General features: G+C 57.9%; 23 protein-coding genes. 12 read left to right on the top strand and 11 right to left on the bottom strand.

Annotated elements, in window-relative coordinates:
- Positions 1-21: 21 nt before the first annotated feature.
- Genes ACR0AY_RS16060 through ACR0AY_RS16070 form a run of 3 tightly spaced genes read right to left on the bottom strand, consistent with a single transcriptional unit; the run spans position 22 to position 2,581 of the window.
- Positions 22-537, bottom strand: a complete 516-nt coding sequence (locus ACR0AY_RS16060; protein WP_170514668.1) for a flavin reductase family protein — start codon at positions 535-537, stop codon at positions 22-24.
- Positions 537-1,427 (bottom strand): aldo/keto reductase, encoded by an 891-nt coding sequence (locus tag ACR0AY_RS16065; RefSeq protein ID WP_170514493.1) that lies wholly within the window; start codon positions 1,425-1,427, stop codon positions 537-539. The genes ACR0AY_RS16060 and ACR0AY_RS16065 overlap by 1 nt, the downstream gene beginning before the upstream one ends.
- Positions 1,427-2,581: an LLM class flavin-dependent oxidoreductase gene (locus ACR0AY_RS16070; RefSeq protein WP_170514496.1), complete on the bottom strand. Its 1,155-nt coding sequence runs from the start codon at positions 2,579-2,581 to the stop codon at positions 1,427-1,429. Before ACR0AY_RS16070 ends, ACR0AY_RS16065 begins: the two co-directional genes overlap by 1 nt.
- Before the next feature lie 105 nt (positions 2,582-2,686).
- Here ACR0AY_RS16070 and ACR0AY_RS16075 point away from each other — a divergent pair, with 105 nt between their 5' ends.
- Positions 2,687-3,397, top strand: coding sequence for a GntR family transcriptional regulator (locus tag ACR0AY_RS16075; protein ID WP_170513702.1), 711 nt, complete (start codon positions 2,687-2,689; stop codon positions 3,395-3,397).
- A 12-nt stretch (positions 3,398-3,409) separates the two neighbouring features.
- Positions 3,410-4,510, top strand: a complete 1,101-nt coding sequence (locus ACR0AY_RS16080) for a Gfo/Idh/MocA family protein (RefSeq protein WP_170514501.1) — start codon at positions 3,410-3,412, stop codon at positions 4,508-4,510.
- Between the two features lie 9 nt (positions 4,511-4,519).
- On the opposite strand, the gene ACR0AY_RS16085 is transcribed toward ACR0AY_RS16080, so the two are convergent.
- The gene (locus ACR0AY_RS16085; protein ID WP_170398548.1) at positions 4,520-6,376 is read right to left on the bottom strand and encodes an SLC13 family permease; all 1,857 of its coding nucleotides are present in this window, start codon (positions 6,374-6,376) and stop codon (positions 4,520-4,522) included.
- A gap of 582 nt (positions 6,377-6,958) precedes the next feature.
- On the opposite strand from ACR0AY_RS16085, the gene ACR0AY_RS16090 reads away from it, so the two are divergent.
- Both ACR0AY_RS16090 and ACR0AY_RS16095 read left to right on the top strand, forming a co-directional pair.
- Positions 6,959-8,344 carry a bifunctional enoyl-CoA hydratase/phosphate acetyltransferase gene (locus ACR0AY_RS16090; RefSeq protein WP_170513721.1) on the top strand — a complete coding sequence of 462 codons (1,386 nt, stop codon included), beginning with the start codon at positions 6,959-6,961 and terminating at the stop codon, positions 8,342-8,344.
- Positions 8,344-9,516, top strand: coding sequence for an acetate/propionate family kinase (locus ACR0AY_RS16095; RefSeq protein WP_170514504.1), 1,173 nt, complete (start codon positions 8,344-8,346; stop codon positions 9,514-9,516). Before ACR0AY_RS16090 ends, ACR0AY_RS16095 begins: the two co-directional genes overlap by 1 nt.
- Before the next feature lie 213 nt (positions 9,517-9,729).
- Here ACR0AY_RS16095 and gph read toward each other — a convergent pair whose 3' ends face one another.
- Entirely contained in the window at positions 9,730-10,392 is a 663-nt protein-coding gene (gph, locus tag ACR0AY_RS16100) for a phosphoglycolate phosphatase (RefSeq protein WP_170514506.1), read from the bottom strand.
- 225 nt (positions 10,393-10,617) lie between these two features.
- Between gph and hemP the strand changes: the two genes are divergently transcribed.
- Together hemP and ACR0AY_RS16110 are read left to right on the top strand one after the other, a co-directional pair.
- Positions 10,618-10,785, top strand: a complete 168-nt coding sequence (gene hemP, locus ACR0AY_RS16105; RefSeq protein ID WP_170398358.1) for a hemin uptake protein HemP — start codon at positions 10,618-10,620, stop codon at positions 10,783-10,785.
- Positions 10,782-11,258, top strand: a complete 477-nt coding sequence (locus ACR0AY_RS16110) for a hypothetical protein (protein WP_170408198.1) — start codon at positions 10,782-10,784, stop codon at positions 11,256-11,258. Before hemP ends, ACR0AY_RS16110 begins: the two co-directional genes overlap by 4 nt.
- 45 nt (positions 11,259-11,303) lie before the next feature.
- Here the strand turns inward: ACR0AY_RS16110 and ACR0AY_RS16115 are convergent, their stop codons facing one another.
- The 3 genes from ACR0AY_RS16115 to ACR0AY_RS16125 form a co-directional block, all read right to left on the bottom strand.
- Positions 11,304-14,369: an aminotransferase class III-fold pyridoxal phosphate-dependent enzyme gene (locus ACR0AY_RS16115; RefSeq protein WP_170514509.1), complete on the bottom strand. Its 3,066-nt coding sequence runs from the start codon at positions 14,367-14,369 to the stop codon at positions 11,304-11,306.
- A gap of 105 nt (positions 14,370-14,474) precedes the next feature.
- Positions 14,475-15,401, bottom strand: coding sequence for an NAD(P)-dependent oxidoreductase (locus ACR0AY_RS16120; RefSeq protein ID WP_480454425.1), 927 nt, complete (start codon positions 15,399-15,401; stop codon positions 14,475-14,477).
- Positions 15,402-15,515: 114 nt separating this feature from the next.
- Positions 15,516-16,157: a pyridoxamine 5'-phosphate oxidase family protein gene (locus tag ACR0AY_RS16125; protein ID WP_170514515.1), complete on the bottom strand. Its 642-nt coding sequence runs from the start codon at positions 16,155-16,157 to the stop codon at positions 15,516-15,518.
- Between the two features lie 219 nt (positions 16,158-16,376).
- Here ACR0AY_RS16125 and ACR0AY_RS16130 point away from each other — a divergent pair, with 219 nt between their 5' ends.
- Both ACR0AY_RS16130 and ACR0AY_RS16135 read left to right on the top strand, forming a co-directional pair.
- Complete coding sequence (locus ACR0AY_RS16130; protein ID WP_170514518.1) at positions 16,377-17,534, top strand: acyl-CoA dehydrogenase family protein; 1,158 nt, start codon at positions 16,377-16,379, stop codon at positions 17,532-17,534.
- 217 nt (positions 17,535-17,751) lie between these two features.
- The gene (locus tag ACR0AY_RS16135) at positions 17,752-18,504 is read left to right on the top strand and encodes a nuclear transport factor 2 family protein (RefSeq protein WP_170514521.1); all 753 of its coding nucleotides are present in this window, start codon (positions 17,752-17,754) and stop codon (positions 18,502-18,504) included.
- A gap of 7 nt (positions 18,505-18,511) precedes the next feature.
- Here ACR0AY_RS16135 and ACR0AY_RS16140 read toward each other — a convergent pair whose 3' ends face one another.
- On the bottom strand, positions 18,512-19,411 hold the full coding sequence (locus ACR0AY_RS16140) for a LysR substrate-binding domain-containing protein (RefSeq protein WP_170514522.1): 900 nt from the start codon (positions 19,409-19,411) through the stop codon (positions 18,512-18,514).
- Positions 19,412-19,628: 217 nt separating this feature from the next.
- On the opposite strand from ACR0AY_RS16140, the gene ACR0AY_RS16145 reads away from it, so the two are divergent.
- The 3 genes from ACR0AY_RS16145 to ACR0AY_RS16155 are packed head-to-tail and all read left to right on the top strand — an operon-like array spanning position 19,629 to position 24,165.
- Complete coding sequence (locus ACR0AY_RS16145) at positions 19,629-21,821, top strand: thiamine pyrophosphate-dependent enzyme (RefSeq protein WP_170514525.1); 2,193 nt, start codon at positions 19,629-19,631, stop codon at positions 21,819-21,821.
- Positions 21,818-22,852, top strand: a complete 1,035-nt coding sequence (locus ACR0AY_RS16150; protein ID WP_170514528.1) for an ACP S-malonyltransferase — start codon at positions 21,818-21,820, stop codon at positions 22,850-22,852. The genes ACR0AY_RS16145 and ACR0AY_RS16150 overlap by 4 nt, the downstream gene beginning before the upstream one ends.
- Before the next feature lie 41 nt (positions 22,853-22,893).
- A complete protein-coding gene (locus tag ACR0AY_RS16155) occupies positions 22,894-24,165 on the top strand; it encodes an NAD(P)/FAD-dependent oxidoreductase (RefSeq protein WP_170514532.1) in 1,272 nt (423 codons plus the stop codon).
- Between the two features lie 2 nt (positions 24,166-24,167).
- Here the strand turns inward: ACR0AY_RS16155 and ACR0AY_RS16160 are convergent, their stop codons facing one another.
- Complete coding sequence (locus ACR0AY_RS16160; protein ID WP_480454405.1) at positions 24,168-24,869, bottom strand: SDR family oxidoreductase; 702 nt, start codon at positions 24,867-24,869, stop codon at positions 24,168-24,170.
- Positions 24,870-24,972: 103 nt separating this feature from the next.
- Here ACR0AY_RS16160 and ACR0AY_RS16165 point away from each other — a divergent pair, with 103 nt between their 5' ends.
- A complete protein-coding gene (locus ACR0AY_RS16165; RefSeq protein ID WP_170514539.1) occupies positions 24,973-25,824 on the top strand; it encodes a LysR substrate-binding domain-containing protein in 852 nt (283 codons plus the stop codon).
- Here the strand turns inward: ACR0AY_RS16165 and ACR0AY_RS16170 are convergent.
- A complete protein-coding gene (locus tag ACR0AY_RS16170) occupies positions 25,815-26,717 on the bottom strand; it encodes a LysR family transcriptional regulator (RefSeq protein ID WP_170514542.1) in 903 nt (300 codons plus the stop codon). The genes ACR0AY_RS16165 and ACR0AY_RS16170 overlap by 10 nt on opposite strands.
- Between the last annotated feature and the right edge of the window lie 55 nt (positions 26,718-26,772).

Below are 26,772 nucleotides of genomic sequence, written 5' to 3' on the forward strand. Positions count from 1 at the left end.
CCCGCAGTCGTCATATCGCGCTTAGTTCTGCGCGAATTGGCCGAGTTTTCCGGCAAAGAAAGTCAGCGCGTCTCCATCCGCCATGCTGACTTTCAGAACTTTGCCCACCACGATCACATGATCGCCTGCATCGTGATAGGCGTGCTGCTCGCATTCGAACCGGGCAAGACTGCCCGGCAAGAGCGGGGTGCCGTTTACACATCGGTCATGTTCGATATCGCGCAACGCATGGGCGTCTTTTGAACAGCCAAAGCACAGCTCTGCCTGTTCAGCAGACAGAACATGCACGCTGAAATGACGTGCCGCGTGAAAATAGCGGAACCGGCGCGAATTGCGGTCGCCCGCCCACATCACCAGCGGTGGGTCCAGCGACAGGGACGAAAAGCTGTTGGCCGTAATGCATATCGGCCCATCCTCGCTGTCGCAGGTCACGACGGTAACACCCGTGGCAAAGCGCCCAAAAGCATCGCGCAGGGTTCGCGTGTCGTCTTTATGCGGGACGAAGGTATGATTCATATCGCGCGAGATTGCATTCATCATGGCACCTCATGTCCCAGCGCCGCCTCATACAGGCGGTACCAGCTTTCACGATCCAGCTTGACCTTCAAAGCATCTGAGACGCGCTTGATGCGGTCCAGATTGTTGGTGCCCAGCACCGGCAGGATGTTTGCCGGATGCGCCAGCAGGAAGGCAACCGCAACGGCAGCTCGGTCCACACCGAATTCTGCGGCGATCTCATCCGCAACAACACCGACCGGTGGGTTACCGGCCATCAGCAAGCCCCCACCCAACGGCGACCACGCCATCAACGGGTGACCGTGTTGTTGGTGGAACGCCAGATCGCCATTGGTAAACGGGCTGATCTCCCCAAGCGAGATTTCAATCTGATTGGTGACCAACTGGGTTTTCATCGCCGACTGCAGCAAGGACCAATCCCACGGACGGAAGTTGGACACGCCAACCGCGCCGACCTTGCCACTGGCGACTACCTCATCCAGCGCTGCACCGGTTTCATGGTGGTCCATCAATGGATCAGGGCGATGGATCAACAGCAGATCGATGTGGTCGATCGCCATTTCGGACAGCGACGTCTCCACCGATTTCAGAATATGCGCGCGCGACGTGTCGTAGTATTTGACCTTGGCCTCAGCATAGCGGCCAACCGGAGCGACGATGTCACATTTGGTGACGATCTCCATCTTCTGGCGCAGACTGGGATTGGCGCGCAAGGCATTGCCCAGAACGGCCTCGGCCGCGTATCCGCCATAAATGTCGGCCTGATCGAAGGTGGTAATCCCCTGATCCAGACAAGCCTGAATTTTGGCCTCAACATGCGCAGTCGACGTGTCACTGTCGTCGCCCAAGCGCCACATGCCATAGACAAGGCGGCTCATTTCCAGCGTGTCAGATAGTTTCACACGTTGCATCAGCGACGAACTCCGTTGCCCAGCGGGGTCGCCGGGGTGGTTGCAGGCACGCGCCCATAGGCTTCGGGCAGCGAGCAGGTTTTCAGGTTGGGCATCACACGGGCGCCAAAATGCTTGGCCTCATCCATGTGTGGGTAGCCCGAGAAGATGAAGGCGCGGATGCCCATCTTCTGATATTCTTCGATCTTGGACATGACCTGATCGGTTGACCCGACCAGCGCCGCGCCACAGCCCGACCGTGCGCGTCCGACGCCTGTCCACAAGCCCGGCTCGACATAACCGTATTCATCCGCCAGATCGCGGTTCTTCGCCTGATGCGCCACGCCCAGAGAGGTCGCGTCCAGCGCCCGTTCGCGGATGGCGCGGCCATATTCGTCATCCAGTTTCGAGACGATGTAATCCGCATATTCCTGCGCCTCAGCCTCGGTATCCCGAACAATCATGTGGACGCGCAGGCCGTAATCCAGTGTGCGGTTGTAATTCTCGGCCACAGCGTGAACGGCCTTCATCCGTTCGGCCAGTTGGTCCTTCGTCTCAGGCCACATCAGGTAGACATCGCAATGCTCGCCGCACAGGTCCAAAGCAGACGGCGAGTAGCCGCCGAAATACAGCAGTGGGCCACCGGTCTGGTAAGGCCGAGCCGGGTCGGTGGTCAGGCCTGAAAAGTTATAGACCTCGCCCGCATGGTTGATTTCGTCCTGCGTCCAGGCCTGTTTCAGGATCTCGACCACTTCGCGCGAGCGCTGATAGCGGAACGCGCTGTCGGCTTTCTCGCCGGGGAAGTCGGAAGAGATGATGTTGACTGTCAACCGCCCCTTAAGCATGTGGTCCAGCGTCGCGATGGTACGGGCCAGCATGATGGGCTGCATCTCGCCACAGCGCACGGCGGCCAGCAGGTTGATGTTTTCGGTAATCGGCGCGCAACCTGCAACAAAGCTCAGGGTGTCCTGTCCGACCTGATAAGACGATGGGCACAGGATATTGCGAAAGCCTTGCGCCTCGGCCTCTTTCACGATGCCTGAACAATGCTCCCAGCTGGATCGCAGTTCACCATCGGGCACACCCAGAAACTGGTAGTCATCCGAGCAAAGCGCTGCAAACCACGAAACCTCGGCCGCATCCAGGTCGGGGGATGTGATGGGGACGATGGTCATTTGATTCACGCTCCGTACATCTTTGACTTTCCTCTTGCGTAGCAAGCGCATTGATGTAGATCAATAGTGTATCAATTTTTCCTGCGACCGAGTGAAGCGCCCTCAATGTCCGCCAACAGCCGCAATCCAAATGCCCTGCCGATCTATGTCCAGATCTCAGAGCTTCTGATCCGCGATATTGCTGCGGGCCGTCTGATTGATGGTGAGCGTCTTCCACCTGAACGGGACATGGCTTCGAACCTAAATGTCTCGGTCGGGACCTTGCGAAAATCGCTCGCCGAGCTTGAGAAAAAAGGCATGTTGGAGCGTATTCAGGGCTCGGGCAACTACATCCGCGAGACCGGAACGCAGAACAGCGTCTATGCCATGTTCCGGCTGGAACTGCCCGAGGGCGGCGGGTTACCGCGTGCCGATATTCTGTCAGTTGATCATCTCAAGAAGCCTGCGAAGCTGCCGGAATTCGGCCTGTCTGATAGCGGTTCGCGCGTACGCCGGATGCGTTATCTGAATGACACAATCATCGCGGTCGAAGAAATCTGGCTGGACGAATCAGCCGGGACCATCGACCAGAACCTGCTGTCCGACTCGCTTTATCGCTATTACCAGCAACAACTTGGCTTCTGGATCACACGGGCAGAGGATCGCGTTTCTGTCAGTGCCCTGCCCGACTGGACACCTGAAGGCTTCACCAAACCTGCGGGCCAAGCCGCAGGGTATATCGAACGGTTCAGTTGGTCTGAGAAAGCTGAACCTATCGAGTTTTCAAAAACATGGTTTGATCCAGATCGAGCCACATATGTTCAACGCCTGAAATAAAAGGAACTGCGCATGACCCGGACCACCAATTACGGGCTGATCGGATGCGGCATGATGGGGCAGGAACACCTGCACAACATTGCTCTGCTTGAGGGCACGCGCGTCGCCGCAATCTTCGAACCCGACCCGGAGATGGCGCATAAGGCGCAGGCGATTGCACCCGACGCGCAGATGGTGTCTTCCCTTCAGGACCTTCTGGCAGTCAATGATCTGGACTGTCTAGTCATCGCCAGCCCCAACCACCTGCATGTTGATCAACTGGCCGAGATTGCGGAAACCCGCCCACTGCCACTGTTGATCGAGAAACCGTTGTTCACTGATCCCACCGATCTTGCACGGCTTGAGGAGTTGGAACGCAGTTTTCCGCACCCGATCTGGGTCGCGATGGAATATCGCTATATGCCCCCGATCACGGCGCTGATCGATGAAGCAGCGACCGCCGGTGGTGGGATCAAGATGCTCACGATCCGCGAACACCGCTTTCCGTTTCTCGAGAAGGTCGGCAATTGGAACCGGTTCAACCGTAACACTGGCGGTACATTCGTCGAAAAATGTTGCCACTTCTTCGACCTCATGCGCCTGATCCTGCAATCAGACCCGGTTCGTGTTTCCGCAAGCGGAGGCCAAGCCGTCAATCATTTGGACGAAGTTTATGACGGCGATACTCCAGATATTCTGGACCACGGCTATGTCATTGTCGATTTTGCTTCGGGCGCGCGCGCGATGCTCGAGCTTTGCATGTTTGCCGAGGGTTCGCGGTATCAAGAAGAAATCTCGGCCATTGGGCGCGATGCCAAGATCGAAGCGCTTGTGCCCGGCCCGGGCCGCTTCTGGCCCGAACATTTGGGCGACGCGCCTGTACCACAGCTGATCATCAGCCCTCGTGCACCGAAAGGCCCAATCCAGCGCGACATCCCCGTTGATCCCGAGTTGCTGGCGGCTGGCGACCACAATGGCTCGACTTATTATCAGCACAAAGGCTTTCTGGAGCTGGTCAGGGGCGAGCGCGCCAAACCCGAGGTCTCACTGCATGATGGGATCTGGGCTGTGCGTATCGGTCTTGCCGCACAACAGGCGTCAGAGCAGGGCCAAACGATCAGCCTAGCTGGGTGATTAACAGGGTCAGAAAATCACATTCAGCATCAACAGTGAGACGATCAAGAAAATGATCGTCATGATCCCGCCCGAACGGACGAAATCGGTCACTTTGTACCCAGCTGGCCCCATGATCAGCGCATTCACCTGATGGGTCGGGATAATGAAACTGTTCGAGGTCGAAATCGCGACGGTTAATGCAAAGACCGCCGGGTTGGCACCCGCCGCAACCGCAATTGAAACCGCAAGGGGCACCAACAGAACCGTCGCGCCGACGTTTGACATGACCAGAGAAAATGCCGTCGCCAGAATGGCGACGCCCGCCTGTAGCGCCCAATTCGGCCATCCATCCAAGATGATCATGATCTGTTGCGCAATCCATGCCGCAGTCCCGGTATTCTGCACCGCCTGACCCAACGGGATCAGACACGCCAGCAGAAAGACCGTGTTCCATCCAACTGCTCGATACGCCTCGTCAACACTGAGCACCCGGGTCAACATCATTCCTGCGGCTCCGGTCAGCAAACAGAGCGACAACCGCACATCCGTGAACAGGATCAGCGACAATGAGATCAAGAAGAACAAGAGCGCCCAGCCTACCTTTTGCGGGCGCAATTCGTCCTGCGGGAAATCAGACGTGACCACAACAAAATCCGGATCACGCTTTATCCGCATCAGGTTGTCCCAGCGGGTATGAGCAACCAACATGTCGCCAGCCTTGAACTTCTCAAGCCCGATCTGGGTGGATTCATGCGTCTCAGTCTCGACATGACTTAGCGTCTCTTCACCCCTGTGGATGGCGAGCAAAGACATTCCGTAGGTTTTGCGGAATAGCAATTCGCGAGGGCATTTGCCGATCAGTTTGCTGTCAGGCGTCACGACCACCTCTGCGACCCCAGCATTCGTGGGTGCGAACTCTTCGACAAACACATCCAGATCAGGCAGCACCGTCAGCCCGTACTTTTCGGCAAACTCTTCGACAACCCAGCGCCGTCCCACAATCGCTAAACGACAAGGCGCAGCAATCTCGGCTGTTAGCACCTGAACCATCGAGGTCTTGCCACGGTAAAAGGTCGAGATGATATAGAGATGATTTTCAAAGTTGATGTCGGCCAGTATCTGCCCGACCAGCGGGCTGTCGGCCGGAACCACAACCTCGAACACATCGGCCTTCAGCCCGTAGACCCGCTGAAGATATTCCTGAGTCCCGCGCCCGGTACCCGTACTCTCCGACCCTGAATCACCCGGCAGCACCCAACGTCCCAGCAGCAGGAAATATGCGATCCCCGTCAGGATCAGCACCGCACCTATGGGGGTAACGGAAAACAATCCAAAGGGTTCCATCTTCTGGGCTTCGGGCAGCCCTTCGTTTGCAGTTTGGATCAGGTCATTCAACAGAATAAGCGGCGAGGACCCGACCATCGTCATTGTCCCCCCCAGAATGGCACAAAACCCCATGGGCATAAGCAAACGTGACAACGGAATACCCGATCGCGATGAGATACGGCTAACCACCGGTAGGAACAACGCCGCCGCCCCGACATTTTGCATGAATGACGAGATAACACCGACTGTGCCCGAAACGATCGGCAGCACTCGGTTTTCAGACTTACCACCATATTTCAAAATGACGGACGCGACCTTGTTCATTAGGCCCGTTTTATCCAAACCAGCACCTACGATCATGACCGCAATGATCGAAATCACGGCATTGGACGCAAACCCGTCAAACAGATGAGGAACATTTGCCAGATTTTCGAGACCCGGTGCATAACTCAACAGACCCACGATGACCAACACCAGGATGGCCGAAAGATCGATCCTGACAATCTCGGACACAAACAAGAACACCGTGAAGGCCAAAAGCGCCGAGACCACACCCATTTCGTATGTAAACGCCAATTGCTCCACTGGGATCACCTGGTTCCAAAAGCAAATCTAATAGGCATTTCTAGGCAATCAGCGCGGGCCTGTCATGGACTTTGTCTGTTTGGTCGAAATCCATGATAACAATAACAACCGGCGACGTAGGGTCAGGCTTCATAACCGTTAGATGACGATAGCCCCGAGAGCGAAGGCTGCGAGACAGGCCCTTGGGCAGCGGTCATTGCCCCTCTCGCTCCAGCGCTTTCATCGACTGCATAGCGTCTTGTGTGGGCTATAGGCCGCAGAAGCGTTACGCCAGCGCAAATCATTGCGGTTGAAGAAAATCATTCCGCGCGACATACGCCTTTCGTCGACTTGGGGTTTTCCATGCGGCTTCGGAAAGAGGAGTTTCAAACCCGCAATCTGCGCGATGCTCGGTCAGAAAAGACTAACCAGATCAAAACTCTGTTCTCGATGTCGTGAAGCATGCAGTGCGATCAAAAATCGATGCATCATGACACGACAAAATCCATCGAACGTCATTGGAAATTTACGTGAAATCTCATAATGATCGGTGCAAAACAGCCGCCGAGAGTTTCAATGCAGTATCACAACAAGCCCTTTGATCAGCTTCAGATCGGAGACACCGCCGAGTTGACCCGGTTCTGCACAGAGGATGATTTTTATGCCTTCGCATCGAATTCCGGCAACCATAACCCTTTGAACCTGGCCGACGAAGATGGGGACGGTGATAACGTAAACGAGGCGATCGCGCCCGAGATGTTTCTTGGGGCTCTGATCTCGGCCGTTTTGGGGAATATCCTGCCGGGCGCGGGTACGTTGTATAAGTCGCAAAGCTTGGATTTTAGCGCCCGGGCATATGCGGGTGAGGAACTGCTGGCCAGAGTTACGGTTATCGAAAAACGCGATAACCGCGAGGTAGTTCTGAAAACTCAGGTGATGCGCCCTAGTGATGAGGTGCTGATCGTGTCCGGCATCGCGGTCGTGATCGCTCCGGAGAAAGAACTGTCATTCAATGAGATTGAAGTGCCTGGTCTGGTCGTCGAGCGGCACCGGCATTTTGATGCACTGCTCGATCGCTCGCGCCCGCTGCCTCCGATCCCCACGGCAGTTGTCGCCCCAGAAGAGCCCAACTCGCTGGGGGGGGCCTTATTGGCGGCGCGTGAAACCATCATCAAGCCGGTTCTGATAGGTGACCCCGACAAGATTGCTGCAGCAGCGCGTGAGATTGAGTTGCCCTTGGGTGACGTTGAGATCGTTCCCGTTAAGGACCATCTGGACGCCGCCAACAAAGCGGTTGATCTGGTTGTCGAAGGACATGTTGAAGCATTGATGAAGGGGCATCTTCATACGGACGAACTGCTACGGGCGGCGTTGCGGCGGGATCGTGGACTTCGCGCGGGGCGCCGTTTTACGCATGTCTTCGTCATGGATATACCCGGCCAGCCGCATCCCTTGCTGGTGACCGATGCGGCCATCAATATCGAGCCGGATCTGGAAACCAAGATCGACATCACGCAGAACGCGATCGATCTGGCAATCTCAATCGGAATTGGCGCTCCGAAAGTGGGTGTTCTGTCGGCGGTCGAGACGGTGAATCCAGCAATCCGGTCGTCGATTGATGCCGCATTGCTGTCGAAGATGGCCGAGCGGGGGCAGATCAGGGGTGGCTTGGTCGATGGGCCGCTTGCCATGGACAACGCGGTCAGCCTGGCCGCGGCGCGCACCAAAGGGATCGTGTCCGAGGTGGCCGGACGGGCAGACATTCTTGTCGTACCCAATCTGGACGCAGGCAACATGCTAGCCAAGCAACTGACGTATATCGCGCACGCCGAGGCTGCCGGGGTGGTGCTGGGCGCGCGCGTACCGATTATTCTGACCAGTCGCGCAGATGGCGAAAAGGCGCGGCTCGTTTCCTGTGCCGTCGCGGCCCTGCATGCGGCGCGGATGTCGGGTAAGATCTGATGGACCATATCATCACACTGAATTCAGGCTCGTCCTCGCTGAAGTTTGGGTTGTTCTCCGCGGGCGAAGCAGATCCGATCCTTGTCTGTTCGGGAGAGGTGGAACGCATCGGCAGCCGCGCGGCGCTCATCAAAGCAGAGACCACGGATGGCCGCGTGCTTGCCGATACCGCTTCTGAAGCGCTGTGCGATCAGGCCAGCGCCTTGGACTATATTCTGGATTTGCTGGAACGGCAGTTCCCGTCGGCGGGCGTGACCGCAGTTGGACACCGCATCGTGCATGGCGGCCCGGATAATGACAGGCCCATTCTGCTGACCCCCGAAAGCTTGCAGATTCTGGAAAAACTCGAGCCTTTTGCGCCCCTGCACCAACCTTACAATCTGCAGGGCGCACGTACTGCGATGGACAGGTTCCCCAATGCCAAGCAGGTTGCCTGTTTCGATACCGCTTTTCACCGCCACCACCCTTGGGTCAATGACACCTTCGCATTGCCGACCGAGTATTACGATATGGGCGTTCGCCGCTATGGCTTCCACGGTCTGAGCTATGATTACATCTCGGACCATCTGGCCAAGACTGCGCCGCTGATACATGGCGGACGGGTGGTTGTGGCGCATCTTGGCAACGGTGCCTCGATGTGCGCCATGATCGGAGGTCGCTCGGTCGGTTCAAGCATGGGGTTCTCGGCCATGGATGGTTTGCCGATGGGAACGCGTTGTGGCCAGCTGGATCCGGGTGTTGTGCTGTATCTGATGGATCAGCAAGGCATGAATGCGGATGAGATTTCGGATCTTCTGTATCGTAAATCCGGGTTGCTTGGCCTTTCCGGAATGACCAATGATATGCGTACGCTTGAGGCGTCGAATACGCCGGGTGCACGCAATGCCATCAACTACTACACGTTCCGGATACGCCGCGAGCTGGGCGCTTTGGCCGCTGTGTTGGGAGGTCTGGACGCCGTCGTGTTTACCGGCGGGATCGGTGAGAACTCGACCTATATCCGTGATCGTATCTGCACTGACATGGGGTGGTTGGGTCTTGAACTGGACCACGATGCAAACGCGGACAATCTGCGCGTCATCTCGACCGACCTGTCACGTGTGAAACTGATGGTCATTCCGACGAACGAGGAACTGGTGATCGCGCGTGCCGCGGCTGAGAAAGCCGCATAAATCCCAGTTTTTAGGCTTCTGTGCGCAAAATAATTAGGAAGATCGGGGAAAAAATCGCAGCACTACGGGAATCCCCCAATTTCGCGATCCGCGCAGGTGCGTTAACTTTTCATTAACTACCGGGCCAGTGCGCCCAATCCACTTTCACTAATTTCCCCCGATGAGGGGCTGGCTTCTTACCCCCTTGGCCGGCCCCTCGACCTTTTTTGGGGTCTATGCCTGCGTCAGGATTTTCCGAACAAGTGCAGGCAGTGCGGTACTGTTATCATAGCTGAGCGTGTGCGGCATGTCCGAAACCGGTGACTTTCGATATCCCTGTTCAAACAGCAAAAACGGGACCTGAGCCCGTTGCGCAGTTTCTGCATCAACCTCACTGTCGCCAACGAAGATCTGTGGGCCTGCGGCTTGAAGGGTCTTGAAACAGGCGTGCAAGTGCTCTGGATCGGGTTTGCGTATATCCAGCGTGTCTCCACCAAAGACCGTGTTGAAATAGGGTAGCAGGCCAAGTTCGCCCAGCACATGCCGGGCAGGGGCTTCGGGTTTGTTGGTGCAGACCCCAAGCGCACAGCCCATATCGCGAAGCTCATCCAGCGCCTGGATCACGCCGGGATAAACTACGGTCTGATCGCAGGCGCCTGCATTATAGTGCTTCAGAGTAAGCTGTGTCAGGTCCTTGTGAAGCGTTGGCTCCAGCCCGCAATGCGTCATCGCTCGCTCGACCAGCTTGGGCAATCCGTTCCCGACGAATCCCCGGATTGTATCCTGAGGCAATGAGGCCTGCCCCTGATCGTGCAGCATTCGGTTTACCGCAGCTGCAAGGTCGGCAAGGCTGTCTATCAGGGTGCCATCCAGATCAAATACGACAACTGCTGCCATCTGCGAATCCGCCTTTGTTTGTTGATGTCCAATGCCTAGGTCGTGCTGTGCGACGGCGCAATAGAGACCCGTGGGAGCGATTGAAAAAACAGCAGCTTGACAAACCTTACTATTTTTATCAGATTAATCACGCGAACAGATAGCCAGCCCAAAACAGGGTCAGCCAGATCAAGCGAAACGAAGACAGACAAGGCCAAGTGCCACAGATGCTCTGGAGATGCCCCAATGAACGCGCAAACCCCTACCTCGACCCTTAGCTACGCTGTTTCGATGCTTCCGGCCCACAAAGCGGAAGACCTCACCAATGGCGGCAATTTGGCCCATATCGAGCTGGGCGATCAGCTTTATACGCTGCGTATCACCCGCGCAGGCAAACTGATCCTGACAAAATGAGCGCACCTTCTTCGCGTGGCGGGGCGGCTGTTGGCCGTCTGGCTGACCTGAACCCCATTGAGGCCGGAGCCGTCATGTATCTGCGGCTTTGGGGTGATGGGGTCGAAGGCCGGGCAAATGCCGCAAGCGATTTTGACATCGCGCTGGGTGCAGATCAGGGACGCGCCACGATGCTGACGCTGGACCGGCTGTGTTCACTTTGTGCACATCACGGTCGCCGTCCGCTGGTGCGTCATGGGCTGGGATGTGCATGTCTGGGCGCTGATGAGAATTGTTTTGCCCAGATGATCGGTGCCGCCTCTGAAGGGGCGCGTGAAGATGCAATGATGATGGCCTCGCTGATCGTACGGCCCGATTTCGCCCCGGCACTGGCCTCGTTGTCCGAGGAACTGGGCTTGGCGTTACGCCGGATGACCGTTTCGATCCCTTTGCCGACGACCGGGCACCACCCCCCACATTCAGTGCTCCACTGATCGACGGCGACAAAACCCCAGCAATTTCGCTGGGGTTTGTGTTTCTTAGCAGCAGCCGCAGCCCGCATGATGATGATCGTGATCGCACATGGGGGCAGGGCTGTAGTCACCCACTTCGCCAAGAACCTCCCGCAGCGTCCAAAGAATCATGTCGACGTCCTCTGCTTCGATGGTTAGCGGTGGCCGGATTTTCAGGATATTGTCCTTGGGTCCCTCGCTACCGATCAGAATGCGATGATCGCGCATCCGATTCTTGACGTAGCTGCAAATCTCACCGCTTTCCGAGCCATCCGGGTTAATCAGTTCCACACCCAAGAAGAGGCCGATACCGCGCACATCGCCGACACAGCCAAAGTCAGCTTCGATCTGTTTGAGGCCATCCAGCAGGTGAGCCCCCATCACACGGGCGTTCTCTTGAAGGCCTTCATCGTCGACGATGTCCAGCACCTCTTTTCCGATCCGGCAGGACAGGGTCGATCCTCCGAAGGTCGAGAAAAACTCGATCCCGTTGTCGAAGCTTTCGGCGATCTCTTTGGTAGTGACCAGCACACCCAGCGGGTGGCCGTTGCCGATGGGCTTCCCCATTACCACTATGTCAGGCAGCGCGCCCTGATGTTCAAAGCCGAAGTAATAGTCGCCCAGGCGCCCGAGGCCAGTCTGGACTTCATCGGCAATGCAGACCCCTCCGGCGGCACGGATTTTTTCATATATCGCAGACAGATAGCCTTTTGGTGGAATGATCTGTCCCCCGACTGAGGGGAATGTTTCAGCGATGAACCCAGCTAGGCCTTGCCCTTTTGCCTGTAGTGCCGAAATCGCCGGATCAATCAGGTCAGCAAACTTCCGGGCGCGCTCGGGGTCATCACGCCGGAATGAGCCGCGATAGTCATCCGCGACCTCAATCAGTTCCACCCAATCTGCCTGCCCAATACCGCCAGGTTTGTTGAATTTGTAGGCCGAGATCGCCACCGCAGCGTTTGTGTTGCCGTGATAGCCGTGATCGGGCGTCACGATCCCTTTTGCCCCGGTATGCGCGCGCGCCAGACGCAGAGCCAATTCGTTGGCCTCTGTCCCTGAGTTGACGAAGAAACAAACCTCAAGGTGATCCGGCAGTTTCGACAATACCTTGTCGGCAAAAGCGGTTTGCGCCGGGTGCAGATAGCGTGTGTTCGAATTCATGCGCTTCAGCTGATCCGCTGCAACCGCCTGAATACGCGGATGCGCATGGCCTACATGCGGAACGTTGTTGTAGGCATCCAGATAGGGTCGCCCCCATTCATCGAACAGGTGATGCCTCCAGCCACGCACCAGCATGACCGGGTCGTCGTATGTCAGGCTGAGATTGCCGCCGAAGTGTGCGCGCCTGTCCTGCAGGATCGCCTGCTTGTCGGTTGGTCGATAGAAAACCTTTTCATCAGGCAAGTTCAACAGTGCTGCGGGGTTGGGGCAGACCGCGTGCCAAAGCTCGAGCTCATCAGGATCCGCTACGCCCGGCCAGTCGGCCTGCATACCGTCGGTCGTCAGCGCCAGTTGGAAATGCACATGCGGGGCCCATCCGCCATTCTGACTGGCGTCGCCCAGACGGGCAAAAGCTGCACCCTGAGCCACCGGGTCACCCGGTTTCAAACGCTCACTCACCTCAGGGTCCAGATGGCCATAAAGCGTGTAGAATGCATCCCCTTCGGGCGTTTCGTGGTGCAGGATCACAACCCCGCCATAGTCGAGATGCGCGTCCCTGTTTTCAACCGCTTCGACCCGACCGCTGAGAGGTGCATGCAGCACTGTTCCGGCGGGCGCAAACACATCCACGGCCAAATGCACAGTGCGCCGATCCGACGCTTTCCACGGTCCCTTGCGAAACCCTGGCTCAGCATAGATCAGGCGTGGCTCGCTGTAATACCCAAGCCAGGGGCCTTCCCCAAATTCTTCGCCGACCCGCGCCGCCTCGTCCAGCGGCATGTGGAACGGGTTTTGCGGCCAGGTCGAGTTCTCCACCGACAGTGAGCCCATTGGCGTGTCGCTCAGATCCTGCCCGAACATCTGCGCGAAATGTCCACGATGGTTGGACAGATAGGCATGGATGCGCTCGGCCCCATCCACAACGGGCAAGCCACACGCGGCGCGCAATCGGGCGGGCATGAGTGCGCCATTGATTGCCTCATTTTCAATCAATCGCCACGCCGGGGCCTGGCTGATCGTGACATACGGATCATCCGGGTTCTCAATCGCCATCAGCGTCGAATTCACCACGGACACCGCCAACCGTGCTTGCAACAAAGGCCAGATCAGGTCGATCTCATCCGGGCGTAACCGATTGGCGGCGTGATAACCGCGTACCAGCGCAGCCAATGCGCGCTCGGGTTTAGGGTGCTCCAGAACGACATAGGCCCCGGCAATAGCCAGATCGCAAACGCGCGGCGCCGCGCACATGTCGCCAAGATCGATCAGACCCGAGATGCTGCGTCGCTCGCCCAGATTGCCTTCAACAAGGATATTGTAATCATTGGCATCATTGTGAATCGCCTGTTTTGGCAATGCACCCAGTTGATCAGAGATCGCCTCAAAATCCGCTGTGATTTGTTGAACGCGCGCGCGTCGTGCCGGATCAGAGATGGCCTCTAGTTGGTCGACGATCCAACTCGCCCGCGTCAAATCCCATTTGAAATCCGCGCGATGCAAGCCCTCGTGGGTGAACCCCTCCAGCGCCCGGTCGGTTGCGCCCAGAACACGGCCCAGTTTTAGTATCAGGTCTTCGGTCTTGGGCGCGCTGCTTGCATAGCATGCCCCCGGCAGTCGTTCCTGCAGCCAGACCTGTCGCGGTTGCCCATGCGCGTCGGCAATCTCAGGCAACATCATCCCGTTCAAATCGGGATAAACGGCAGGAAAGGGCAATCCGGGCGCTGCTGCGCTGAGATGTCCCAGCGCCTTGACCTGCAGATCGACCAATGCCGCATCGCACCCCGCGCGCATCACCTTGAGCACATAATCCTGCCCGTTGGTGGCTTTGACCAGAAAGTTGAGGTCGTACTCCCCATCCAGACGCGTCAGACGGGCGTCCAAACCCCAGTGTTCACGCAGGCGACCAGCCCAGAAAGTGTTCAAGTCGCTCATGCGCTATCTCTTGCAACTGCCACGGTGATCCTCTTCATCTGGCCAAAAATATCTTCGGGCGGAGTCGCGCCCTGGCGCGATGGGGCAGACAGCCCCCCCCTTTGCTCAGTCCAGTGCTCGCAACCGTTTGAACAACGAGGACGTATCCCACCGGCCCCCGCCAAGTTTCTGCACGTCTTTGTAGAACTGGTCGACCAGCGCCGTCACTGGTAGTGAAGCCCCGGTCTCATTGGCGGTATCCAGACAGATTCCCAGATCCTTGCGCATCCAGTCGACTGCAAAGCCATGCTCAAAATGGTCATCCAGCATGGTCTCATACCGGTTCGCCATCTGCCAGCTGCCTGCCGCGCCTTGGCTAATCACCTCGACCACAGCCCGACCATCCAGCCCAGCCTTTTCGGCAAAATGTAATGCTTCGCTCAGGCCCTGCACCAGCCCTGCAATCGCGATCTGGTTGCACATTTTGGTCATTTGACCCGCGCCGCTGTCTCCAATGCGGCGGCAGATTTTGGAATAGACCTGCATCACCGGCTCAGCAGCACGATAAGCGTCCATGTCACCGCCGCACATGATCGATAGCACACCATTTTCGGCTCCCGCCTGACCGCCCGAGATCGGGGCGTCCACAAAAGCAACCCCCTGTGTCTTGCCAGCCTCGTACAACTCACGCGTGACCTTGGCCGAGACGGTGGTGTGATCAACAAATACCGCACCCTTGGCCATTCCGTGAAAGGCGCCATATTCACCTGTGCAAACCATACGCAGATCGTCGTCATTGCCAACGCAGGCCATCACGAATTCGGCCCCTTCTGCGGCTTGCCGCGGTGTCAGGGCCATCGCGCCGCCATGCTGGGCGACCCAAGCCTCGGCCTTGGATGCGGTGCGGTTGTAGACGGTGACTTCGTGGCCGGCAGCCTGAAGATGCCCGGCCATCGGGTAGCCCATGACGCCTAGGCCAAGGAACGCAACTTTTGCCATGTGATGATCCTCTCTGTTATCCGCTCCTGCCTCAAGCGGACGGCAGGTCGTGATGTTTAGAAAGGACAAAGCAAAGCTTGGGCCAAAGGGCAACCCTGCGTCACAATTTGCTGCCCAGATCCATAGGGATCGCGCGCCATTCGTTTCACATCTGAACTGGCGCGGATTTCAGCTTCGTATATCGCCAGCAGCTTTGAGTTCAGCCAATTCCCGCAGCAAACGCTGGTTTTCTGCTTGCAGAACAGCCAGTTGCTGACCCAGATCATTCAGATGTGGCCGAAGCTCGGCCTCGGTAAAGCGCGGCGTGATGTGGCGGGGGCAATTCCAGTCAAGCGCTTCAACCCTGATGATTGCGGCCCGTTCTGCCTCGGTCTCGGAGCCTTTGGTGTAAAGATCAGCCGCTGCTGCGGCACCTTCCGAGAATGTCATCCGGCCAAGTATCTTGAGGCGGCGCTGGCTCGCGTAGTCCATTAGTATCAGTGCCACGCGGTCATTCCCATCCAGGTTGCCGCGCGAGATATATTGTTTGTTACCAGACAGGTCCGCATAGCCGATGGTGTGCGGGTCCAGCACTTTCAGAAACCCTATCGGCCCACCGCGAAACTGCACATAAGGCCAGCCGGTTTCGGAGACGGTGGCCTGATAGAACCCATCGCGGGCGCGAATGAACGCCTCTTCGGTCGGTCCGATTTGATGGCCCTGTTTTGGTCCTCGGCTCAGGAATTTCGCATAGGTCGCGGCGGATCCCATCCGCTCTTGATGGGCGCGAACGGCGGGTGTGAAGGTCAGTTCAGAAAAGGCGCGGGGCATTATGCTGTCTCCTGGGTCTTCCGGGGCGTTTGCGCAATATGGTCGATGATGGCCTGCTCTGTCAGGCGTGGGAACACAGATGTGAACGTTTGGCCCCAAATTCGGCAACGGTGCCAAGGACGTTGCGTAGTATCTGTCCTGGACGCCACGTCACATGGATTGGAAGGAATCACACACCCGGCTAGTTTTGGGCAAACACCTGATCTGGAGAGCTATTTGATGTCGCTTTTTACCAGCACCGCCGCCTGGGTTACTGACGAACACCGAATGTTTGCTGAAATGGCGGGCCGGTTCATGGATGATGCCTTGGTACCCAATACCGAGAAATGGGCCGAGAACGGGGCGGTTGATCGTACCTTTTGGTTGCAGGCGGGAGAGACGGGTCTGATGGCCGGTTCGATTGCTGAGGAATATGGTGGCGTCGGCGGCGGGATGGGTTTCGATTCCGTTACTTTGTATGAGCAGACTGCGCGCGGGGACGCAGGATGGGGATATGGCATCCAGTCTATCGTGACCCACTACATCACCGCTTATGGCAGTGAGGATCAGAAACAGAAGTGGTTGCCGAAACTGGCCTCGGGTGAGATGATCGGCGCGCTGGCCATGACCGAGCCGGGCACGGGATCGGATGTGCAAGCGGTGAAGACGACCGCTGAGAAGGATGGCAATTCTTATCGGCTCAACGGGTCCAAGATATTTATCACCAACGGGCAATCGGCTGATCTGGTTATCGTGGCTGCCAAAACTGACAAGTCGTTAGGGGCGAAGGGTGTCTCTCTGATTGTGGTCGAAACCGACGGGGCTGATGGATTCCGGAGGGGGCGGAACCTCAAGAAACTGGGAATGAAGGGCAACGATACGGCTGAGCTGTTCTTTGAAGACGTAAAGGTGCCAATGACCAACCTGCTGGGCCCGGAAGAGGGGCAGGGGTTTTATCAACTGATGAAACAGTTGCCGTGGGAGCGCCTGACCATCGGGATCATGGCGCTGGGCGCAATCGATTTCGCCATATCGGAGACGGTGAAGTACGTCCAGGAGCGCAAGGCGTTCGGTCAGCGCGTAATGGATTTCCAGAACACACGTTTCAAGCTGGCCGAGTGCAAAACCAAGGCCGAGGTGCTGCGCAGTTTCGTCAATGACTGCATCGGCAAGCTGGAGGCCGGTGAGTTGGATGCCGCGACGGCCTCGATGGTGAAATACTGGGGCTCTGAGGTGCAGAACGAGGTTATGCACGAATGCCTGCAACTGTTCGGCGGTTATGGGTTCATGATGGAGTATCCGATCGCGCGGCTTTATGCAGATGCGCGGGTCCAGATGATTTATGGCGGGACGAATGAAGTCATGAAAGAACTCATCGCCCGTTCGCTGGACGTCTGAACCAAAACACTCCCGCCCGTCTTCGACATTCCTAGCGGAACGTCTCATCCCGTTGGGCCAGGCAAGCGCGGGCGCAGCCCGCGCTTGCCTGGCCCCGCTACCGTCCGCCGGACGCAAGGCCGAAGGCCGCGCAGGGTTTGGCTGTTGCTGGCGTTGATGCCTGACACTTCGCCTGTCATTGTGATCACGGAATAGTCAGACTTGGAGGGAACCTGGTATGGAGAATTCCAACAAAGATCGCATATCTGCCCTGCTCAAAAGCATCGAAACGGGCGATCCGGGCCCGGTGTCGGTGGTAGATGAAGCCCGATATATCCAGCACAATCCGCAAACCCATGAAGGCAGCGAGGGTCTTGCATCCCTATTCAAACGGCTGTCCCAGACCTCACCGCGCGTGAATATCGTACGCGCCTTTGAAGACGGCGATTTTGTCTTCGCACATACGGAATATGATTTCTCACGGCGGAATATCGGCTTCGAAGTGTTCCGGTTCGAAGACGGGCAAGCGGTTGAGCATTGGGACAATATCCAGAAGCGGTTGGGGCCAAACAGCTCGGATCACAGTATGGTGGATGGTCCGACTGAAGTTCGGGATGTCGAGAAAACCGAGGAGAACCGGGCCTTTGTTCGCGCCTTCGTCGAAACCGTGTTGATTGCCGGGGATCTCGACCAGATAGAGGCCTGTATCAATACTTCCGCTTACGTAGAACACAGCCCGCAGCTCTCGGATGACTTGACTGCCTTGAGGACCGCATTGGCCGATAGGAACGCCCTAAACTATCAGTATCTGCATCGGGTATTGGCGGAAGGGGATTTTGTACTGACCGTGTGCGAAGGTGAATATCAGGGCACTCACAGCGCATTTTATGATCTGTACCGCGTTGCGGATGGCAAGATCGTCGAACACTGGGACACGGTTGAGGCCATCGCACCACGCAGCGAATGGAAGAATGATAACGGTAAGTTCTGAGGTTGCGTTAGGCGTGGGCGTCTGCCCCAATCTGTTCACTGATCCAGGCTTGGAAAGACCGTAACGGCTCGGGCATCGAGCGGTCATGCGGCCAGACCAGATAATAGCTGCCAAGGCTCACGCGCGGCCCGTCCCATGCCTGGACAAGCCGCCCGGTGCGCAAATCATCCTGCACCAGATATGACGGTAACAGAGCCACGCCCAACCCATGAATCGTGGCCTGAATCATGGTCGAAAACTGATCGAACAGCATCCCCCGCAGGCCGGTGACGGGCTGGCCCTGTATCTCAAACCAGCGCTCCCAGGCATCCGGACGCGACTCCAGATGCAGCAGTGGCGCGGCGCGGAGAGCATCCAAGTTACTGAAATTGAAGGCGGTAAGGGCAGGGGCGCAGACGGGCAGGACCTGTTCCCGCATGATCGGCAGATACTGAACGCCTGCCCAATCCTGCTGACCGAAATGGATCGCGGCATCAAATGGTTCAGACATGAAATCAAACGGTTTGAGGCGGGTCCCCAGATTGACGGTGACCTCAGGGTGCCGTCGCGCAAAATCCTGAAGGCGGGGTGCCAGCCAATGCATGCCGAACGCGGGAAGGATCGATAGATCAAGTGACCCACCCGCCGGATTGGCTTTGAGTTTCAGTGCGGCCTGCGCCAGATCCTGAACAGCAGACCTTGCGGTTTGCACATAGTCTTTGGCTGCTGGCGTCAAGTGCAATCGCATCTGGCTGCGCTCAATCAACTGGACTCCCAGCTGATCCTCCATCGTCTTCAATTGCCGGCTGATCGCGCTTTGTGTCAAGGACAGCTCAGCCGCAGCAGCAGATGCGCTGCCCAGCCGATCTACGGCTTCAAGTGCAAGCAAGGACGAGATTGAAGGCAAGAAACGGCGGGGTGCAATCATATGACAATTCCTCATACCTATTGAACGCAATAGCACTGGTTTTTTCCTACCGCCAGAGCGATGAGTGGTGCGCCACATCACTTTTGTGGTCGAGCGGGTGCCGTACCATCCGCGATCTTGAAATTCACGTCGGAGCGCGGGACAAATCAGCAAGCGGGTCGCGCCCGCGCAGAGGTTCCCCAAGGCCGATGACACCAACAAGACAAAAGCGAGAGACATGGACCGCGCCCAGATCGTACATGAGAATTTCCTGACCCGTGTCGCAAATCGTGATTTTCCCGACGGAGCCCCGCCGCGCGTCGGTCTGGGCGATTCTGAAGCCGTTTCGCTATTCCGGTCGCAAGTTCTCAGCCGCGCGTTGGATCGGACCAGCCGGGCGATGCAGAAGGCAGGGCAGGGGTTCTACACCATCGGCTCATCTGGCCACGAAGGGATGGCCGCCGTCGCGCACGCATTGCGCCCAAGCGATATTGCCTTTCTGCATTACCGGGATGCTGCGTTTCAGATCGCGCGCGCCGAACAGGTGCCGGGCCAGCAGATCGCGTGGGATATGCTGCTCAGCTTTGCGTGCTCGAAAGAGGACCCGACCTCGGGCGGGCGGCACAAGGTGTTGGGATCAAGGGCGCTGATGATCCCGCCGCAGACCTCGACCATCGCCAGCCATTTGCCCAAAGCCGTTGGTGCGGCTTATGCGCTGGGGGCAGCCCGGCGACATGCGCCCGAACATCGCGTGTTGCCGGAAGACGGGATTGCGATGTGTTCATTTGGGGATGCCTCGGCCAATCACTCCACCGCGCAGGGGGCGATCAACACGTCAGGCTGGACCAGTGTGCAATCGACACCGCTGCCGCTGCTGTTCGTGTGTGAAGACAACGGGATCGGGATTTCGGTCAAAACGCCCAAGGGCTGGATTCAGGCGTCGATGGAGCATCGTCCGGGGATCAAGTATTTTCAGGCCAATGGGTTGGACATTTATGAAACCCATGCGGTCGCGAAAGAGGCTGCAAATTATGTCCGCAAGCGCAGGAAACCGGCCTTCCTGCATCTCAGAACCGTGCGGCTTTATGGCCATGCCGGGGCGGATGTGCCCACGACCTATCTGCCGAAAACTGAGGTTGAGGCGGATGAGGCCAATGATCCGCTTTTGCACACCGTACGACTGCTGGATCAGGCGGGTGCATTGTCGCCGGATCAGGCGTTAAAAATCTACAGCGATACCTGCACCCGAACGGATCGTGTGGCTACAGAGGCTGCCAGCCGTCCCCATCTTGCCAATGCGACCGAAGTGATGGCAAGCCTGATCCCGCCTAAGCGCCCTTGTAAAGCGACCAACGGCCCGAGCGCTGAGGCGCGTGCGAAGACCTTTGGCGCAGATATGCGCGCGATGGATGAGCCGCAGCCGCTCAGCCGCCTGATCAACTGGGCGCTGACCGATCTGATGTTGGAACATGCCGAGATCGTTTGCATGGGCGAAGATGTGGGCCGCAAAGGTGGCGTTTATGGCGTCACACAAAAGCTGCAGCAACGCTTTGGTCCGGACCGCGTGATTGATACGCTGCTGGATGAACAATCCATTCTGGGTCTCGCGATCGGTATGGGCCATAACGGTTTCATCCCGATCCCCGAGATCCAGTTTCTGGCCTATCTGCACAATGCCGAGGACCAGATTCGGGGCGAAGCCGCAACTTTGCCGTTCTTCTCGAACGGGCAGTTCACCAACCCTATGGTGCTGCGGATTGCGGGGCTGGGATATCAGAAGGGCTTTGGCGGGCATTTCCATAACGACAACTCTCTGGCCGTTTTGCGGGATATCCCTGGTGTCATCATCGCCTGCCCGTCGACCGGGGCGGATGCGGTGCAAATGCTACGCGAATGCGTGCGGTTGGCGCGCGAAGAGCAGCGGGTAGTGGTGTTTCTTGAACCGATCGCACTCTACCCGATGCGCGATCTGCATGCGGCGCAGGATGGCGGGTGGATGACCACCTATCCTGCGCGGGATCAGAAAATTGCGCTGGGCGATGTGGGAGTACACGGGGACGGCACCGATCTCGCCATCGTGACCTATGGCAACGGGCATTACCTGTCGCAACAGGCCCTGCCCGAAATTGAGGCGGCAGGTCTGAAAACCCGGATTATCGATATGCGTTGGCTAGCTCCTTTGCCAGAGGAGGCCTTGCGTGAAGCCACCAAAACATGCGCGCATGTTCTGATCGTCGACGAATGCCGCAAGACCGGCAGCCAGTCCGAGGCGCTGATGACTTTCTTCGCCGAAGAAAGTCCCTCCACCCCAACCGCCCGCGTTGTGGCCGAGGATTGCTTTATCGCAACCGGCCCGGCCTATGCCGCGCCTCTTCCTTCGAAAGACGGTATCGTTGCCGCAGCGCTGGCTTTGACAGGAGCAGCCTCATGACCCGCACCGCCGTTGTGATCTGCCCGGGCCGGGGCACTTATAACAAGCCTGAGCTGGGCTATCTGCACCAACATCATTCGGATCGAATGGACTTGTTACGCAGCTTCGACGCCATTCGCGCCGGAAGCGGACAGGATGCGATTACTGCCTTGGATGGGGCTGATCGCTTTAGCGTAGGGAAGTACTCGCGCGGCGATGTGGCCTCACCCCTGATCTATGCTGCCGCGTTGGCCGATGCGCAGGCATTGGCCAGCGATATTGAAGTCGTCGCCGTCACTGGTAACTCGATGGGCTGGTATATTGCGCTAGCCACCGCAGGGGCATTGACCCCTGGGAACGGGTTTCGCGTGGTCAATACGATGGGCACGCTGATGCAGAAGCACCTGATCGGCGGTCAACTGGTTTACCCATTCGTCGATGAGACATGGGCGAATGATCCTGCCCGCAAAGCCGCATTGCTGGATGAGGTGGCGAGGATCGATGCGTTGCGCAATCATTCTCTGGCGCTTTCGATCGATCTGGGCGGGATGCTGGTATTGGCAGGCAATGAGGCGGGTCTGACGGCGTTTGAGGCGGCACACCCCACCGTGCAGGATCGGTTCCCATTGCGGCTGGCCAATCACGCCGCCTTTCATACGGCGCTGCAGGCCCCGGTGGCGGCGGAAGGTCGGGCGCAATTGAGTTCTGATCTTTTTGCTCAGCCCAAGTTCCCGATGATTGACGGGCGTGGCAAAATCTGGTGGCCCGGCGCAACTGACACGAGTGAGTTGTGGGACTACACGCTGGGCCATCAGGTGACCGAGACCTATGACTTCACCCATGCAATCCAGACGGCCGCACGCGAGTTCGCACCCGATCTGTTCATCGTCACCGGCCCCGGTGCAACGCTGAGCGGCGCGGTGGCGCAGTCTCTGACACTGGGGCACTGGCGGGGCATGACAGATAAGGCGTCATTCCAGTCGCATCAGGAGGCGGATCCGTTCCTCATCGCTATGGGGCGGGCTGACCAGCGCGCCCTTGCAACCAACTGAGACCAGCCTGATGATCGGCGAAACTTTGGCGAGGCCCGGGCATGCGCGACTATGATCAATCGTTATGGCGGCAGACCTGTCGCGAGCGTATCGACACGCAAAAGCATTCTGATGACGTAAGCGTTGATCTTGCCGTGATCGGCGGTGGTTACACCGGGTGTTCTGCGGCCTTGACCGCAGCAAAAGCGGGGGCTTCGGTGTGCCTGCTCGAAGCGCATCAGATCGGCCATGGCGGATCAGGGCGGAATGTCGGTCTCGTCAACGCAGGGCTTTGGCTGCCACCCGATCAAATTCGGTCGCATCTGGGGCAAATGGCGGGGGATCGGTTGATCGATCTGCTGGCTAACGCGCCGTCAGACGTGTTCGAGTTGATTGAAGCGCACGGGATTAACTGCGAGCCTGAGCGGCAAGGCACGTTGCATTGTGCTCATTCGGCCTCGGGCTTTGGTGATCTGCGTACCCGCCACGCACAGCTGAGCGCTTCTGGTGCGCCGGTCGAATTGCTCGATACTGACGCATCACGACAGCGTACGGGCAGCCCGGCAGTCCACGGCGCATTGTTTGACCCCCGCGCGGGTACAATTCAGCCGCTGGGCTATGCGGTGGGACTGGCCCGCGCCGCACAGAATGCGGGGGCGCAGATATATACGCAAAGCCCGGTTCGATCTTTGCGGCAGGAAGCCGGGGTTTGGGTGCTGCAGGGGGATGGTGGAACCGTACGCGCCAGATCGGTCATTCAGGCGACCAACGCTTATCATCAGGGCATCGCCGATACGGCGCCCGACTATGTGCCGGTCTATTACTTCCAATACGCCACCGCGCCGCTGTCTCATAACCTGCGGGCCAGCATATTGCCCAAGGCAGAGGGCTGCTGGGATACGGGCCTGATCATGACATCCTTCCGATTGGACCATGCAGGACGGTTCATCATTGGCGGCATGGGCGATCTGAGCAGCGCCGGAGGTTTTGTCCACAAATCCTGGATCAGGCGAAAACTGGCGGCGCTGTTTCCGCAATTGGCGGATCAGCCGTTGATTGAGGGCTGGCATGGGCGGATTGCCATGACTTCGGATCATATTCCCAAAATCACTCTGATCGGTCCAAATGCGTTAGCAGCGCATGGGTTTTCGGGGCGTGGGATCGGGCCGGGCACCGTGTTCGGGCGTTTGATGGCCAAAAGCCTGCTCAAGGACGATCCGTCCTTGCTGCCGGTTCCGTCAGTGGCTGAGTATAGCGAAAACTGGACTGGTCTGCGCCGCGCTTTCTTCGAAACCGGCGCGGCGCTGACACATCTTGTTAAGGCGCGGTTCTGAGTTCAGACAGACCGGGTGATGCCGCCATCGACGCGGATGTTCTGCCCGGTTATGTAGCCTCCGCCTTCGGAGGCGAGCATAGCCACGACCGAGGCGATCTCATCATAGCTGCGCCCGTAGCGGCCCATTGGGATGCGTGTGCGGAACTCTTCTTTTTCCGGAAGGCTGTCGATGAACCCGGGCAAGACGTTGTTCATGCGAATGTTGTCGGCGGCGTATTTGTCCGAGAACAGCTTGGTAAACGCCGCCAGCCCGGCGCGGAATACGCCCGAGGTAGGAAAAACCGGGTCCGGTTCAAACGCAGCAAAGGTTGAGATGTTGATGATCGATCCACCGCCCTGCGCTTGCATGATAGGGGTCACCAACCGCGTAGGTCTTACGGCATTCATGAAATAGACATCCATGCCGGTGTGCCAGTCCTCATCGGTCAGCTCAAGCACCGCTGCGCGGGGTCCGTGCCCGGCTGAGTTCACCAGCACATCGATCCGCCCCCAATGGGACATTGCTGCATCGACCAGTTTCTGCAGGTCATCATTCGACTGGTTCGAGCCCGTGATGCCCATGCCACCCAATTCATGTGCCAGCGCCTCGCCCTTGCCCGACGAGGACAGGATGCCGATTTTGAAGCCATCAGCCGCCAGTCTGCGCGCGGAATCCGCGCCCATGCCGCTGCCGCCTGCGGTGATCAAAGCTACTTTTTCCATCTTCACGCTCCTATGCATTATTTCGCAAGAAGATGGCGCAGCAACCTCGATTTGACCAATCAGTTCTGTTGCGCAGTGACAGTAGAAAATCTACAGTTTAGCTATGCCCGCTCTTCCACCTCTCAACGCGATGCGCGCCTTCGAGGCCTCGGCACGCCACCTGAATTTTCGTCTTGCTGCGGAAGAAATCGGCGTAACCCAAGGGGCCGTTGCGCAGCAGGTGCGGGGGTTGGAGGCGCGGCTGGGCACTGCACTCTTTGAACGACTACCACGTGGGTTGCGCTTGACCGAAGCGGGGCGTCGGTTCCACGCGCCGCTGCGTCGGGCGTTTCGGCTGATTGAAGAGGCTGTCGATGAGCTGGCTGATCAGCGGCAGATCACGATCTCGGTCACGCCCAGCTTTGCCTCAAAATGGCTGGTGCCGCGTCTGAATGATTTTGTGACCCGCCATCCCGATATCTCGGTGCAGGTTGACGCGCGCGAGCGGTTGGCGGATTTCCAGTCTGATGGAATTGATATCGCGGTACGCCAAAGCCGTTCACCGGTTGCGCGCGGTCTGCAAGCGACACCTTTGTTCTCGACCGAATTCGTTGTTGTGGGCAGTCCGGACCTCGCATCACAAATTTCTGGTCCAGACGACCTGATGCAACACGTTCTGCTCAGCGATTCCCATGGTCTGTGGCCTTTGTTTCTTGAACGCGCCGGGGTCGAAGGGAAGCCACGGATGATGAGTTTCAGCCAGACAAGCCTGGCGATAGACGCCGCTGTCTCGGGGCAAGGATTTGCGCTGGCCAATGCGCCACTTGTGTCTGCGGAACTGACTTCGGGTCGGTTGGTGCAGCCACTCTCTGAGGTGCTGGTTGACGATCTGAGCTTTTTCATTGTCACCCCGCAGAAACCGCGTCAGCGGGAGTTGGTGAAACAGATGCGCGACTGGTTGCTTTCTCAGGTCTGAAGCGAGGCCGCAATCGCGTCGATCCGTTCCCGTAACCAGCGATGTGCCGGGTCGTTGGCCGAGCGTTGGTGCCAGACCATATAGATTGACACTGCTTCGCATTTGAACGGCAGTGGTGCGCTGTCCAGCGTGGCAAGCGGCCCGCGTTTCATCAGTGCCGTGTCGGTCGAGATCAGGTCGCTGCCTTTCACGAAAGGCGGGATTGCGTTGAAATGCGGCAGGGTTACGACGGGCGGTCTGATCTGGCTTTGATCCACGCCACGCATCACGGCACGGGCGTTGCGCCCGTCGGCAAATCGCACCTCGACATGATCGCTGTTGCAATAGGAGCGCCAATCCTCAGGCGGATCACGGTGAGCGGCATCATAGAATACCAACAACGGGCTGGTGATCAGCCGCTTCTGAAAGATATCCGGCCCATCCGGTGGCAGCGGGGTGAGCATCAATTGACACCGGTCGCTGCGCAGCAAGTCCGGGTCGGGAACACCCGACGGGATGAACTCCAGCCGCAACCTGACGCCTTCGGCGCGTGTCGCCCGCAGAAGTTCGGGAAAGATCAACTCACGCGGCATGTCGTTGGTGGCGATCTGAATGTCAATCTGTTCGGACAGCGGATCAAACGGGCGACCTTCTGTCAGGGCGCGCATGTTGTCCAGCACCTGTTGCACCGGCTCTTTCAACGACAAAGCGCGTTCGGTCGGGGTCAACCCCTGACCGGATCGGACAAATAGTGGATCGCCCAGCACTTGCCGCAACTTGCCCAGCGTATGGCTGATGGCCGATTGCGTCACCCCTAACCGGTCGGCAGCTTTCGACACCGAGCTTTCTTCGAGTATCGTCAGGAACACCCGTAGGACCTTGCCGTCCAGATCTGTGAAATCAATTCTGCTCATACCATTTATGATTATTCATGAATGGATTTGGTGTCCATGCCGGGGTAGGGGAAAG

Source organism: Ruegeria sp. A5 (assembly GCF_056543005.1).